Here is a 12,767-nt window from a genome sequence, read left to right as displayed (position 1 = left end):
CGAGCACCCGTTCACCTTCGCTGAGAATCACGGAATCTTCGCTGAGACAGGTCAAGCGGCCGCCGTGTCCGGGCCTTGTCATGCGATCGGTTCCGATATATCGTTGAGGCATCGCGACAGATCAACGATGGAATGGAGTGATGGCGATGCGTTCCCATGGATTCGAGCGTGGACACGGTGGTGCCGGTCGTCAGGACCGAGGTGGTTTCGAGGGTCGGCGTGGCGCCTTCGGCCCCTTCGGGCCGGGCGGTCCCGGCTTCGGTGGACCGGGCTTCGGTCCGGGGCCCTGGGGTCACAGGGGCCGCGGCGGACCGCGGGGGAGGGCGCGGCGCGGTGACGTACGCGCGTCGATCCTGGCGCTGCTGAAGGACCGGCCCATGCACGGGTACGAGATGATCCAGGAGATCGCCGAGCGCAGCGGCGGGGCGTGGAAGCCCAGCCCGGGTTCGGTGTACCCCACCCTTCAGTTGCTGGAGGACGAGGGGCTGATCACCAGTGAGAGTGAGGGCGGCAAGAAGCTGTTCTCGCTCACGGACGCCGGTCGCACGGCGGCCGACGAGGGGCCCGACGCGCCGTGGGAGGAAGCCTCGCGCGGCGTCGACTGGGAGGTCCTGGGTGAGATCCGGCAGGCCGGTTTCGGGCTGATGGAGGCCTTCGGACAGGTCTGGAAGACCGGCAGCAAGGAGCAGCGCGAGAAGGCGCTCGGTGTCATCAACGACGCCCGCAAGAAGCTGTATCTGATCCTCGCCGACGAGGACTGATGGCCGGGCGGCCGGACGGTCGGTCGTGCGGCAGGCGCCCCGTGGAGAGATCCGCGGGGCGCCTTCCTGTGTGCGGCCGTCAGCTCACCAGCCCGGCCAGCTTGCGCAGCGACTCGTTCAGGGCGGCCGTCGCCGAGTCCTTGAGCTTGCCCGCCATCAGTGAGACGGCGGCGCCGGTGAACTCGCCGTCGATGCGGACCGACGTGGCGTCGCCGTCGGGAGTGAGGGTGTAGCGCGTGGCGACGGTCACGGCCATCGGGCCCTTGCCGCGGATCGCGAACACCCGGGCCGGCTCCAGTTCCTCGATGGTCCACTCGACCTCGGCCGGGAACCCCATCAGCTTCATGTTCTCCTGGAACGTCCCGCCAACGGCGAGGGTCTCGGGGCCGCCCTTGGGAAAGCTGGTGTGGGTCGCGTTCCACTCGCCGTACGAGGACCAGTCGGTGAGCCGGTCCCAGACCTTCTCCGCGGGCGCCCCGATCCGTGCCTCCGCGCTGACTTCGGCCATGCGACCACCTCTTCGTGTCGGGCTACGGTGTCGCGGAACGTAGCCGCAGGGCCCGGAATATTCAATACTGATGAACCGTCAGGTCATGTCGTCCGTGCGAGAGGTACGTGTGGGGCGCGGAACAAGGCGGCGCGCGCCCTTCGGGGAAGAACAGCGGGATCTCATCCGCAAGGAGGAGATCGCGGCGCGTCGCGTCCCCTTCCCGTGGGACGCCAAAATGCTTCCTCCCGTGGATGACGGCAAGGCGGAGGGGCTGATGGGGTAGGGGATGTGCAACCCCTTATCCCCCGGCAGTCGGCCCTCGAGCCCGGCAGTCGGCGCCCGGCCCACACGGACGACGATGCCAGGCTGAGTGCCGAACTGGCAGCGGTGGTCTCCGGTGCCCGGCGACGGGCGGTCAGGGACGGGGACCGGCAGGTCGACACGGCCCATCTGCTGCACTCACTGCTGGAGTCCGCCCCCGAGGCGCGGGCCGTCTTCGACGGCGAACCACAGTTCGCCCGCCTGCTCGGCTACCTCGTCCAGCGCAGCATCGGCTACGGCCTGCGCTGGCAGGGCAGCGTCGAGGACTCCGGGGCCGTACCCGTGGTGACGCACGCCGAGGGCTACTCGCCGCTGGCCGCGGGCGCGATGGAGTACGCCCGTGCGCGGGCCGCGCGACGCGGCGGCGGGCCGGCCCGTGGCATCGACCTCCTCGCGGCGATCGTCGTGGACCCGGAGGCGCGGGCCGTCGAGGTGCTGGACCGTGCGGGGATCGACGCGCGTGAGGTGTTCGCGCGGGTCGACAGCCGTTTGGAGAGAGATCGCGCCTGACGAGCGCCCTCGACGAGGCAGGGCCGTCCAGCCGGTGAGACAGGTGTCAACAGGGATGACGCTCATGTCATCGCCTGTCATCATGTGCCGGTGCGTACGTCTGAGAGCAGTCAGGGCAGCCGGGGAAGGAGCGTCGGGCTCGGTCTCGCACTGGCGTCCGCGCTCGCCTTCGGCGGATCCGGGGTAGCGGCCAAGCCGCTGATCGAGGCGGGGCTCGACCCGCTCCACGTGGTGTGGCTGCGCGTCGCGGGCGCGGCCCTGGTGATGCTGCCGGTCGCCTGGCGCCACCGCGCCCTGCTGCGTCGCCGCCCCGCCCTGCTCGCCGGGTTCGGGCTGTTCGCCGTGGCCGGCGTCCAAGCCTGCTACTTCGCCGCGATATCCCGGATTCCCGTCGGGGTCGCCCTGCTCGTCGAGTACCTCGCGCCCGCCCTTGTGCTCGGCTGGGTGCGGTTCGTACAGCGGCGGCCGGTGACGCGCGCCGCCGCGCTCGGCGTGGTTCTCGCGGTCGGGGGCCTCGCCTGCGTCGTCGAGGTCTGGTCGGGCCTGAGCTTCGACGCCCTCGGCCTGCTCCTCGCGCTCGGCGCCGCCTGCTGCCAGGTCGGCTACTTCGTCCTGTCCGACCAGGGCAGCGACGCCGGGGACCAGGCGCCGGACCCGCTCGGAGTCATCGCGTACGGGCTGCTCGTCGGCACGGCCGTACTGACCGTCGTCGCCCGCCCCTGGACCATGGACTGGGCCGTGCTCGCCCGCGCCGCGGACATGGACGGCACTCCGGTGGCGGCCGGCCTGCTGCTGGCCTGGATCGTGCTTGTCGCCACGGTCCTCGCCTACGTCACCGGCGTCCTCGCGGTGCGCCGGCTCTCCCCGCAGGTGGCCGGTGTCGTCGCGTGCCTCGAAGCGGTCATCGCGACCGTCCTCGCCTGGGTCCTGCTCGGCGAGCACCTCTCGGCACCGCAGATCATCGGCGGAGCGGTCGTCCTGGCCGGCGCGTTCATCGCGCAGTCGTCGGCGCCAGCCAAGCACTCCCCGGATCCGGTCGCGAGCGGCGGCGCCGAAAGGGAGTTGTCGGCGCGCGGGACCGCCCCATAGGCTGCCGCATCATGCATACGAACGCACTCGTTCTTCCGCCTCCGGCCGCCTGAGGCGGGCCCTCCGGACACCAGGGGCGTTCTAGAGACACCCCTGAGCCCTGCATGCCGCCGGGCGGAACGGTGCTGCCCGCAGAAGAAGTCCGTGGACCCCCGCTGAGCGGGCGTCCTCCCTGAACTTCAGCGCATCTTGCGCATCTGCGGAGAGAACGCGTGTCGAATACTGCTTCCGGCCTGCCCATCGGGCGAGGCCTCCTCTACCTGATCGTCGCCGGCGTCGCCTGGGGCACCGCGGGCGCGGCCGCTTCCCTGGCCTATCGGGCCAGTGACATCGGGCCCGTCGCCCTGTCCTTCTGGCGCTGCGCGGCCGGGCTCGTGCTGCTTCTAGTCGTCCGCCTCCTGCGTCCGGGCGGCGCCCGGACCGCCGTACGGGAACCGCTGCGTCGCAAGGCGCTGCGGGTCGGGGTCACGGGTGTCGGCCTGGCCGTCTTCCAGACGGCCTACTTCGCGGCCGTGGAGTCCACCGGACTCGCCGTGGCCACCGTCGTCACGCTCGGCGCCGGGCCCGTCCTCATCGCGCTCGGCGCGCGGCTGACCCTGGGGGAGCGGCTCGGCGGCGGCGGAGCCGTGGCCGTCGCCGGGGCGCTCGCCGGACTCGGGGTGCTGACGCTCGGCGGCGAGGACGCGGCCGTACGCCCGTGGGGCGTCCTGCTCGCGCTGCTGTCCGCGGCCGGGTACAGCGTGATGACCCTGCTCACCCGCCGGTGGGGCCGGAACGGCGGGGTGGACACCGCCAGTACGTCCGTGGGGGCGTTCGCGGTCACCAGCCTGTGCCTGCTGCCGCTCGCGCTGGCCGAGGGACTGGTGCCGCACACCGCCGAACCGGTCCGCCTCCTGTGGCTGTTGGCCTACATCGCGGCCGTCCCCACGGCCCTCGCCTACGGCCTCTACTTCGCGGGCGCGGCCGTCGTACGGTCGGCCACCGTGTCCGTGATCATGCTGCTGGAGCCGGTGAGCGCGGCGGTGCTGGCCGTCGCCCTGCTCGGCGAGCGGCTCACCCCGGCCACGGTGGCCGGCACCCTGCTCCTGCTCGGCTCGGTCGCGGGGCTCGCGGTCGCGGAGACGCGGGGCGCGGCGGCGACGGAGGAGGAGCCGGCGCTCGTGTGACGCAGAGGGGCCCTTCCACGAGGGAAGGGCCCTTCACTCAGGCTCCGCGCCGGCGCAGCAGGTGCTCGCGTGCCGCCGTGTCGCGCGGACCGCTCCGGTCGGCCAGCCCGGCCGCGATCCGGTCCTGGACCTCCTCGGGCCGGTGACCGGCGTACTTGAACTTCGCCCGGACGGCGACCACTTCGAGCCGTAGCCCGCGGATCCCGGACAGCATCCGCCCGTACGTCGGCTCGCCCACCGCCACCCGCGCGGAGCCGCCCTCCGGCTGGAAGTGGCCGACCTGCCGGTTGAGGAGCGCGGCCTTCCCGGCCGGGTCGTCCACGAGGTGGGCCCGGCAACGGAGTTGGACGGCGGCGTAGAGGCTCGTGGGTGTGCCGTGTTCGGACGGGCCGTCGGGCGCGGCCTGCCAGGGGCCGGGTACGTACACGTAGTCGTCGACCACGCTCAGCAGGACGTCCGGGCTCGCCTCCAGGGCGTGCCACAGTGGATTCGGGCGGGCCAGATGTGTGACGACCTCGCCGCGCTCGGCGTCGTAGGCGAAGTGCAGGGGCTGGATGTACGGCGGCTCGCCCGGCCGGCCGTTGACGGCGAGCTGTCCGAAGTCGTGGGCGGCCAGCCAGCGTTGCCACTCGGCGTCGTCGCGTGGCGCGTCCCAGGGATGGATCAGCATCACGGGACCGCCAGGTAGTCGGGGAGCTCGGTGCCGGGGACCAAGCCGGCGTCCGCTACGGGGGTTTCGTAGCCCTTGCGCAGCGGGACGACGCCGGCCCAGTGCGGGAGGGTGAGGTCCTCGGGTTCGTCGTTGACGCCGCCGGTGCGGACCTTGGCGGAGACCTCGTCGAGGTCGAGGCGGATCACGGCGGTGGCGGCCAGCTCCTTCTTGTTGGCCGGCCGGGAGTCGGCGGCGCGGCCCGGTACGACGTGGTCGACCAGCGCGTCCAGGGCGGCCAGCTTCTCCTCGGGGTCGGTCACGTCGTGGGCGACGCCGTGCACCACCACGGACCGGTAGTTGATCGAGTGGTGGAAGGCCGAGCGGGCCAGGATCAGCGCGTCGACGTGTGTGACCGTCAGGCACACCGGGAGCCCCGGGTCGGCCTGCCCCGTCATCCGCAGCGGGCGCGAACCCGTCGAGCCGTGCACGTAGAGCCGCTCGCCGACCCGGCCGTACAGCGTGGGCAGCACGACCGGCGCGCCGTCGCGGACGAAGCCGAGGTGGCAGACGTAGCCCTCGTCGAGGATCGTGTGCACCAGGTCCTTGTCGTACGAGGCACGGTGCGGGGAGCGTGTGGGGACGGTGCGGTCGGTTGGGGTGTAGGCGGCGGGCGTAGTCGTCTGCTGGGTCCCCTGCATGGCGCTCTCCATTGCACTAGTGCATAATCAGCTTTGTGCTAGGAGAGTATCGAATCACCGGCCGGCGCGCAGCGGAGATTTCGGCGAGCGTCGAGCAGGCGGTGGGAGCCGGGGAGCTGCTGCCCGGTCAACTGCTGCCGCCCATGAGGGAATTGGCCGCCGAGTTGGGCGTGAACCCCAACACCGTCGCGGCCGCCTATCGCACGCTGCGCGAGCGCGGGGTCATCGAGACCGCCGGGCGCCGGGGCAGTCGGGTTCGGCCCAAGCCGGCCACCACGGGGCGCGAGTACATCCGGGTGGACGTGCCGGAGGGGGTGCGGGACGTGTCGAACGGCAATCCGGATCCCGCGCTGCTGCCGTCCCTGGCGAAGGCGTTCGCTGCGGCGGCCGAGCAGGCCGACCGAGAGCCGGTCCTGTACGGAGACGCGCCCGTGGAGCCGGAGTTGGCGCGGATCGCGCGGGCGGAGCTGACTGCCGACGGGGTGCCGGACGGGCCGCTGGCCATCGCCTCCGGGTCGCTCGACGCGATCGAGCGGATCCTCGCGGCCCACCTCAAACCGGGCGACACGGTCGCCCTGGAGGACCCCGGCTGGGGCAGCCTCCTCGACCTCGTCCCGGCGCTCGGACTGCGTACGGCCCCGGTGGGCGTCGACGACGAGGGGCCGCTCCCCGACGACGTACGGCGGGCCCTGGCGGCCGGGGCCCGTGCCCTGATCGTCACCGACCGGGCGCAGAACCCGACCGGCGCGGCGGTGGGCGCCACGCGCGCGCGTGCCCTGCGGTCCGTGCTGCGGGAGCATCCGGAGACCCTGCTGATCGAGGACGACCACGGCCACGGGATCGTCGACCTGCCCCTGCGTCCCCTGGCCGAGGAGGCCCGCACCTGGGCCTTCGTGCGTTCGGTCGCCAAGGGGTACGGGCCCGACCTGCGGCTCGCCGTCCTCACCGGGGACGCCGTCACCGTCGACCGCGTGCGCGGACGGCAGCGGCTCGGGCCCGGCTGGGTCAGCCGGATCACCCAACGGGCCGTGCTACGGCTGTGGGCCGACGGGGCGCTGGACTCGTCGGCGGTGGCGGCGGCGTACTGCGGGCGCCGGGATCTGCTGATCGACGCGCTCGCCGAGCGGGGTGTCGAGGCCCACGGGCGCTCCGGCCTGAACGTGTGGATTCCGGTGCCCGACGAGACCGGAGCCGTCGCCAGGCTGCTGCACGCCGGCTGGGCCGTCGCACCCGGCGCCCGCTTCCGGATGAGCGCACCGCCCGGGATCCGGATCACGGTCTCGACGCTGACGGTGGAGGAGACGGGGCCGCTGGCGGACGCGATCGCCTCCGCGGTGGGGCCGGCGCCGGCTCGCAGCTACGTGTAGGGCCTGTCCGGCGGATCAGGTTGGAGGAAAGCGACGGTGCTCATCGACCCCGCGTCTCCGACATGATCCGCCGGACAGGCCCTGGGGCTACGTCCGGGAGCCGTGTCCGGAAGCCGCGTCCGGGACCTGGCCCCGGCGTGGGGCCGAGCGGGGGTGACGCCGGCCGTTCGCGTCGGAGACGGGCGCGGAGTCCGAGTCCGCCACGCCTGGCCCGTCCTGCCGCCGAGGCCTCGCCTGTGTCAGCGCCGCCCCCGCCAGCACGATCGCCGCGCCCACCGGTGTCGACCAGGTCAGGGACTCGCCGAGGATCGCGACGCCGGCGGCCGTGGCGATGACCGGGATGAAGTAGGTGACCATCTGGGCCGTGGTCGGGCCGACCTCGGCGACGATGCCGTACTGGACGAGCATGGCGACCCCCGTGCCGAGGGCACCCAGGGCGACGATCGCGAGCAGCGGCACGACCGGGAGATGGGTCGGGAGGGTAGTGAACAGCGATGTGACGACGGCCAGTTGGACGGTCGCCAGCAGCAACTGGGCCCCGGTCAGCGACAGATGCGAGTGGCCGGAGCCGGCCAGTGTGCGGCGGACGTAGATCCAGCCGACGGGGTAGCTGAGCGAGGCCAGCAGGGCCATCACCGTGCCCGTGGCGTCCAGGCCGTCGAAGCCCTGCCAGGCGCCGAGGACCGTCAGCACGCCGAGGAAGCCGAGGCCGAGTCCCGCGACCCGGACCCGGGTCGGGCGGTCCTCGGAGAGGGCGACCAGGGACAGCGCCATGCCCCACAGTGGCGAGGTCGCGTTGCAGATGCCCGCGAGCGTGGACGGGATCGTCAACTCGGCGTAGGCGAAGAGGGAGAAGGGCAGCGCGTTCAAGAGGAACGCGGCGACCGTCAGATGCGCCCAGGTGCGCGCACCGCGCGGGAGGCGTTCCCGCTTGACGGTCATCGCGGCGGCGAGCACCGCCGTACCGAACACCAGGCGGCCGAGCGTGACCTGGAAGGGGGCATAGCCCTCGGTGCCCACCTTGATGAGCAGGAAGCTGAAGCCCCAGATCAGCGCGAGGACGCCGAAGCGCAGACGCCAGTCGAGGGCGGGGCGGGAGCGGGAGCGGGAGCCGGTTCCGGCCGAGGTCGGGGAGGCGGTGAGGGAGCTCATGCGGACCACGATGGCGCGCACAACCTCGTAGCACAATCGAGATTTGGCGCCTGGTATCTCGTAGTATTGCTTATATGTTGAACCTGGAGCGCCTGCGCACTTTGGACGCCCTGGCCCGGCACGGCTCGGTCAGCGGCGCCGCCGCAGGGCTGCACATCACGACGTCGGCCGTCTCGCAGCAGATGTCCAAGCTGGAGCGGGAGGTCGGCCAGCAGCTCCTCGCCAAGAACGGGCGGGGCGTGCGGCTCACGGACGCGGGCCGTCTGCTCGCCGAGCACGCGGCGCGCATCCTCTCGCAGGTCGAACTCGCCCAGTCCGACCTGGAGGCACAGCGCGGGCAGGTCGTCGGCGAGCTGAGACTGTCCGCGTTCCCGACGGCCGCGCGCGGACTGTTCCCCACGGCGCTCGCCGCCCTGCGCGCGCGGCACCCGGCCCTGCGCGTGCGCTCGTGCGAGCTGGAACCGGAGCGCGGCATCGCCGGCGTCATCCGCGGCGACCTCGACGTCGCGGTCGTACTCGACTGGTACAACAAGCCGATGCCGCTGCCCGAGGGCCTGGTCAAGGCGCCGATCCTGGACGACCCCGCAGACGTGGCGATGTCGGCCGATCACCGGCTCGCCGGCCGCGACGAGGTGGACCTCGCCGAGTTCGCCGAGGACGAGTGGATCACCTGGGGCGAGGGCGAGTTCTGCCACGAGTGGCTGATGTTCACCCTGCGTTCCAAGGGCATCGAGCCGATCGTCGGACACCGCGCCGCCGAGACGCACACACAACTCGGGCTCGTCGCAGCGGGATTGGGGGTGTGCGTCGCGCCCCTGCTGGGCCGCCACCCCATGCCCGCCGAGGTCGTCACCGTCCCGCTCCGGCAGCGGGTGCGCCGCCATGTGTACGTCGTCTGGCGCGCGGACGCCGACCGCCGCCCGTCGATCCGGGCGGCGGTGCGGGCCCTGCAGGCGGCGGCCGACAAGGTCGGGTGAGCTACACCGACCCCAGCTTGCGGAAGTCCCAGGAGACGATCTTCTTAGGCGTCAGCCGCACCCAGGCGTGCCGGCCGTCGTGCGGCATCTCGTCCAGCCGGAAGTTCTTACGGGCGAACAGCGTCTCGGGCAGGTCCAGTTCCGCGCACAGCTCCCCGGTGCGGGGTATCTCGCCCACGAACTCCACGGTCCCGGACAGCTCGACGCCCTGCAGCTCGTCGTACTCCTCACCCGTGTCCACCACGATCGCGACCCGCGGATCGCGGCGCAGATCGGTCCACCGCTTGCTGCGCACCACGGAGTAGAGCCACATGGAGGTGCCGTCCCAGGCGAACCACAGCGTGCTCACATGCGGAGCGCCGTCGGCCGACACGGTGGCGACGCGGCAGGTGCGCTGACTGGTGAGGAACTCGTCCAGCTCACCGGGCGTCATCATGATCTTTCGGCCCCGGCGCTGAGTGACGGTCATGCGGCCCCCTCTTTCTCTCACGAAGTGTCAGAGGAGATCCTCTGACATCACGTCAGAAAAGGATGGGTTGTCTTCCGTCCCCGCGCAATGGTGGCTAGTCTCGCCCGCTCCACGCCGTCGGCGACAAGGGGGAACCATGCCGTCGTACGAACGCCTCAGCGAGCTCCTCGATCCCGCCACCACCGTCCTGCTCACCGTCGAGTGCCAGCAGGGTGTCGTAGGAGCGGACGGCGCGCTGCCCGAACTCGCCAAGGAAGCGCGATCCTCGGGCGCGCTCGCCAATGTCTCCCGGCTGGTCGCCGCCGCACACGAGAGTGGCGTCCAGGTGATCCACGCGATCGCCGAGCGCCGCCCGGACGGCCGGGGCGCGAGCCGCAACGCCCGGCTCTTCCGGGCCGCCGAACGGCTGCCCGTCCAGCAGCTGTCGGGCACCACCGCGGTGCGCGTGGCGGCCCCGATCGAGGTCGCCGAGGAGGACTTCGTCGTACGTCGGCTGCACGGGCTGTCCCCGATCCAGGGCACCGAGGTCGACGCGCTGCTGCGCAACCTGGGCTGCCGCACGCTGGTCGTCACCGGTGTCTCCGCCAACGTGGCGATCCCCAACGCCGTCTTCGATGCCGTCAACCGCGGCTACACCGCCCTCGTACCGACGGACGCCATCGCGGGGGTGCCCTCCGACTACACCCCCGCGATGGTCCGCCACACCCTCGCATTGGTCGCCACGGTCGCGACCACGGACGAGGTGCTGGCCTGCTTCAAGCGGCCCCGCCGCACAGGACGGGCGTGAGGCTCACGCCAGCGTGATCGAGTCCCCGCTGACGGTGATCTGCACGGCGGGCAGCGGTTCCTTCGCGGGACCGCTCTTGACGCTGCCGTCCGTGATGGAGAAGTTGCTGTTGTGACAGGGGCAGGTGATCAAACCGTCGGATATGCCCTTCACCGCACAGCCCTGGTGGGTGCACGTGGCCGAGAACGCCTTGAACTCGCCGGCCGTCGGCTGGGTGACCACCACTTTCTGGTCAGCGAAGACCTTTCCGCCGCCCTCGGGAATGTCGGCCGTCGCGGCGAGCGATGCGCCACCGGCCCCGGCGCTCTCGGAGGCTCCCGAACCGCCGCTGCTCGCGTCGCTGCCGGCCTCGGTGCTGCCGGAGCTGCTGGATGAGTCGTCGGAGTCTCCGCACGCGGTCAGCGCGACGGCGAGCCCCGCTGCTCCGGCCGCCGCCACTACGGTTCGACGGGCAGGTCCCGATGCGGGCTTGAACGATGCGCTGGTCATGCTGACGTTCCTTTCGAGCAGGTTGCGTGATCTGAGGGGAGGTACGGTCCGAAGGCCTGGCCTGTTCAGACGCTGTCGAGATCTAAACCTGTTCGAGGTCGGGCGGGCATAAATCACGGCTGTCGTTCCGCTGTCGATGCGCGGCACGACCCCACGGGGGCGCCTCCGGCCTGCGGCAACAGCCCCCAGCAACCATCAGGCGATGCTCAAGGAAATCACCGCGACCCGCTACATCACGCCCCTGCGTGAGGGCGGCTCGCTGCCGGGGTCCGTCGAGGCCGACGACCACGGGACCTACGTCACGGAGTTCACCGGCCGGTGGTGGGGACCTGCGGAGATGCAGCGGTACCCGAGGCTGAGCTGCCCTGGGGACCGCGGTGGCGCTGCCGCGCGACGACACATCCCCGGTCGACACCCACCCCCAGGGCGAGCGCCTCGAGCTACTACGTCCGGGGGGGGCGAGCGGCCTGGAGCCGGAACAGCGTCTCGCGCGGCTTCGTCGCCGCCGTGCTCGCCCTGGCGGTGGCCGTGGCGACGCTGCCGCACACCCTGCCCGGCGGTCCTGCCCCCTGGGTGGCCTTGAGCTCGCCGCAGCAGTCGGGCTGGCGGCCGTCCTGCTCGGCGCGCTGCGGGTGACCGTGGATCCCCGCGGCTTGACCGTGGCGTCGCTGCTCGTGCCCGGAGTGCGTAAGTTTGTGCCGCTGGAGCATGTCGAGTCCGCCGCCCGACGTGACATCCGGCCGCTGGAGTACGGCGGTTGGGGCTACCGGGTACGGACCCAGTCCACTGCCGTGGTGCTGCGTGGGGACAGGCGCTGGTGCTGCGGCTGGTCGGGGGCCGTGAGTTCGCCGTAACGGTCAGTGACGCGGACACCGCTGCGGCTCTGCTCAACACCCTTGTCGACCAGCGCCGGTCGCACCAGGGGAGGTGACGTGCTCTTCCGGGTCGATCCCAACTCGCCGGTGTCGCTGGGCGAGCAGGTCGCGGCGAACGTGCGCGGAGCGCTGGCCGCCGGGACGCTGCACAGCGGAGAGCGGCTGCCGGCCGCCCGGCAGCTGGCCGACTCGCTGGGCGTGAACGTGCGCACCGTGCTGCGCGGCTACCAACGGCTGCGCGGCGAAGGACTGATCGAGCTGCGCCGGGGACGGGGCGCCGTGGTCACCGGCGGCACGGCCCCGGCCGACCGGGCGCGGCTGGCCGAGCGGGCCCACGACCTGATCGCAGAGGCACGCCGGCTGGGACTGGCGGACGAGGAACTGCTGGCCCTGGTACGCACCGGGCAGGCAGCCCCAGGCTGACCCCTGACAGCCTTTTCTGCCCTGCTGACGGCCTCGGGCGGCTGAGCAGATCGAGGGCGGCCGCCATCTGCTCTGCCTCGGGGAATGTCCTTGGGGCACCGATTGGGGGCGAGCTTGCGCAGAAGGCACCGTGCTCCACACCTCGTGGCCGCGCCGGCCAGGGCGGGCAGCGGACCGGCGCCAGGCGCGTAGGCCATCCGTCTCCAGCGACCGGGCAGGAGGGGGATCTCCGCGCGAACACCCTCCCCGACACGAATCCGGATCATGGAGATTGGAGGACTGGCACGTCTGCAACGACCCGGCCGAACTGCGCATCCAGCGCGACGCGGCCTTCGAGGAGCACGCCGTACTACGCGCGGAACTCGCCGGCCCGTCATGGAAGATCCAGACCGGATCAACTCGTCTGCGCGGAAGATGTGATCTTCTCCGTACGGGTAAAATTGCTGCCAAGGTCTGAAAGGGTCGCTCGGGACGCTTGCACCACACCGCCATCGCCCGCTCGGCAAGGTTTCCTTTCCCAGGGGTATCGCGGCTGTCCCGT

17 protein-coding genes and 1 pseudogene are annotated in these 12,767 nt (G+C 71.9%); 11 read left to right on the top strand and 7 right to left on the bottom strand.

Features of this window, described 5'->3' with window-relative positions; all coding sequences use genetic code 11:
• The first annotated feature begins 146 nt into the window (after positions 1-146).
• The gene (locus ABT063_RS16440) at positions 147-761 is read left to right on the top strand and encodes a PadR family transcriptional regulator (protein WP_351058027.1); all 615 of its coding nucleotides are present in this window, start codon (positions 147-149) and stop codon (positions 759-761) included.
• A gap of 79 nt (positions 762-840) precedes the next feature.
• Here the strand turns inward: ABT063_RS16440 and ABT063_RS16435 are convergent, their stop codons facing one another.
• The gene (locus tag ABT063_RS16435; RefSeq protein ID WP_351058026.1) at positions 841-1,269 is read right to left on the bottom strand and encodes a type II toxin-antitoxin system Rv0910 family toxin; all 429 of its coding nucleotides are present in this window, start codon (positions 1,267-1,269) and stop codon (positions 841-843) included.
• A gap of 85 nt (positions 1,270-1,354) precedes the next feature.
• Here ABT063_RS16435 and ABT063_RS16430 point away from each other — a divergent pair, with 85 nt between their 5' ends.
• The 4 genes from ABT063_RS16430 to ABT063_RS16415 all read left to right on the top strand — a co-directional run bounded on the left by ABT063_RS16430 (position 1,355) and on the right by ABT063_RS16415 (position 4,337).
• Complete coding sequence (locus ABT063_RS16430; protein ID WP_351058025.1) at positions 1,355-1,534, top strand: hypothetical protein; 180 nt, start codon at positions 1,355-1,357, stop codon at positions 1,532-1,534.
• Positions 1,535-1,539: 5 nt separating this feature from the next.
• A complete protein-coding gene (locus ABT063_RS16425; RefSeq protein ID WP_351058024.1) occupies positions 1,540-2,082 on the top strand; it encodes a Clp protease N-terminal domain-containing protein in 543 nt (180 codons plus the stop codon).
• Positions 2,083-2,166: 84 nt separating this feature from the next.
• Positions 2,167-3,171, top strand: coding sequence for an EamA family transporter (locus ABT063_RS16420; protein ID WP_351058023.1), 1,005 nt, complete (start codon positions 2,167-2,169; stop codon positions 3,169-3,171).
• Between the two features lie 212 nt (positions 3,172-3,383).
• A complete protein-coding gene (locus ABT063_RS16415) occupies positions 3,384-4,337 on the top strand; it encodes a DMT family transporter (RefSeq protein ID WP_351058022.1) in 954 nt (317 codons plus the stop codon).
• Positions 4,338-4,374: 37 nt separating this feature from the next.
• Here ABT063_RS16415 and ABT063_RS16410 read toward each other — a convergent pair whose 3' ends face one another.
• Both ABT063_RS16410 and ABT063_RS16405 read right to left on the bottom strand, forming a co-directional pair.
• The gene (locus ABT063_RS16410; RefSeq protein WP_351058021.1) at positions 4,375-5,007 is read right to left on the bottom strand and encodes an FMN-binding negative transcriptional regulator; all 633 of its coding nucleotides are present in this window, start codon (positions 5,005-5,007) and stop codon (positions 4,375-4,377) included.
• The gene (locus ABT063_RS16405) at positions 5,007-5,687 is read right to left on the bottom strand and encodes a pyridoxamine 5'-phosphate oxidase family protein (RefSeq protein WP_351058020.1); all 681 of its coding nucleotides are present in this window, start codon (positions 5,685-5,687) and stop codon (positions 5,007-5,009) included. The genes ABT063_RS16410 and ABT063_RS16405 overlap by 1 nt, the downstream gene beginning before the upstream one ends.
• Positions 5,688-5,722: 35 nt before the next feature.
• On the opposite strand from ABT063_RS16405, the gene ABT063_RS16400 reads away from it, so the two are divergent.
• Entirely contained in the window at positions 5,723-7,054 is a 1,332-nt protein-coding gene (locus ABT063_RS16400) for an aminotransferase class I/II-fold pyridoxal phosphate-dependent enzyme (RefSeq protein ID WP_351058019.1), read from the top strand.
• Between the two features lie 87 nt (positions 7,055-7,141).
• Here the strand turns inward: ABT063_RS16400 and ABT063_RS16395 are convergent, their stop codons facing one another.
• The gene (locus ABT063_RS16395; RefSeq protein ID WP_502990824.1) at positions 7,142-8,242 is read right to left on the bottom strand and encodes a DMT family transporter; all 1,101 of its coding nucleotides are present in this window, start codon (positions 8,240-8,242) and stop codon (positions 7,142-7,144) included.
• A 38-nt stretch (positions 8,243-8,280) separates the two neighbouring features.
• Here ABT063_RS16395 and ABT063_RS16390 point away from each other — a divergent pair, with 38 nt between their 5' ends.
• On the top strand, positions 8,281-9,183 hold the full coding sequence (locus ABT063_RS16390; protein WP_351058017.1) for a LysR family transcriptional regulator: 903 nt from the start codon (positions 8,281-8,283) through the stop codon (positions 9,181-9,183).
• Position 9,184: 1 nt separating this feature from the next.
• Here the strand turns inward: ABT063_RS16390 and ABT063_RS16385 are convergent, their stop codons facing one another.
• Entirely contained in the window at positions 9,185-9,652 is a 468-nt protein-coding gene (locus ABT063_RS16385; protein WP_351058016.1) for a pyridoxamine 5'-phosphate oxidase family protein, read from the bottom strand.
• A 136-nt stretch (positions 9,653-9,788) separates the two neighbouring features.
• Between ABT063_RS16385 and ABT063_RS16380 the strand changes: the two genes are divergently transcribed.
• Positions 9,789-10,439 (top strand): cysteine hydrolase family protein, encoded by a 651-nt coding sequence (locus ABT063_RS16380; protein WP_351058015.1) that lies wholly within the window; start codon positions 9,789-9,791, stop codon positions 10,437-10,439.
• 3 nt (positions 10,440-10,442) lie between these two features.
• On the opposite strand, the gene ABT063_RS16375 is transcribed toward ABT063_RS16380, so the two are convergent.
• On the bottom strand, positions 10,443-10,928 hold the full coding sequence (locus ABT063_RS16375; protein ID WP_351058014.1) for a Rieske (2Fe-2S) protein: 486 nt from the start codon (positions 10,926-10,928) through the stop codon (positions 10,443-10,445).
• A gap of 202 nt (positions 10,929-11,130) precedes the next feature.
• Here ABT063_RS16375 and ABT063_RS52190 point away from each other — a divergent pair.
• Positions 11,131-11,256, top strand: a pseudogene (locus ABT063_RS52190) (HipA family kinase); the annotation flags it as partial.
• A 115-nt stretch (positions 11,257-11,371) separates the two neighbouring features.
• Here ABT063_RS52190 and ABT063_RS16370 read toward each other — a convergent pair.
• Positions 11,372-11,638 (bottom strand): hypothetical protein, encoded by a 267-nt coding sequence (locus ABT063_RS16370; protein WP_351058070.1) that lies wholly within the window; start codon positions 11,636-11,638, stop codon positions 11,372-11,374.
• 222 nt (positions 11,639-11,860) lie between these two features.
• On the opposite strand from ABT063_RS16370, the gene ABT063_RS16365 reads away from it, so the two are divergent.
• Both ABT063_RS16365 and ABT063_RS16360 read left to right on the top strand, forming a co-directional pair.
• A complete protein-coding gene (locus ABT063_RS16365; RefSeq protein ID WP_351058013.1) occupies positions 11,861-12,226 on the top strand; it encodes a GntR family transcriptional regulator in 366 nt (121 codons plus the stop codon).
• Between the two features lie 271 nt (positions 12,227-12,497).
• Complete coding sequence (locus tag ABT063_RS16360; RefSeq protein ID WP_351058012.1) at positions 12,498-12,683, top strand: hypothetical protein; 186 nt, start codon at positions 12,498-12,500, stop codon at positions 12,681-12,683.
• Positions 12,684-12,767 lie beyond the last annotated feature (84 nt).

It is taken from the genome of Streptomyces sp. NPDC002838 (assembly GCF_040295365.1).
In the GTDB taxonomy this organism is placed as follows: domain Bacteria; phylum Actinomycetota; class Actinomycetes; order Streptomycetales; family Streptomycetaceae; genus Streptomyces.
Note: the sequence above shows the minus strand (reverse complement) of the source record. Positions and strands in the feature narration are given on the sequence as shown.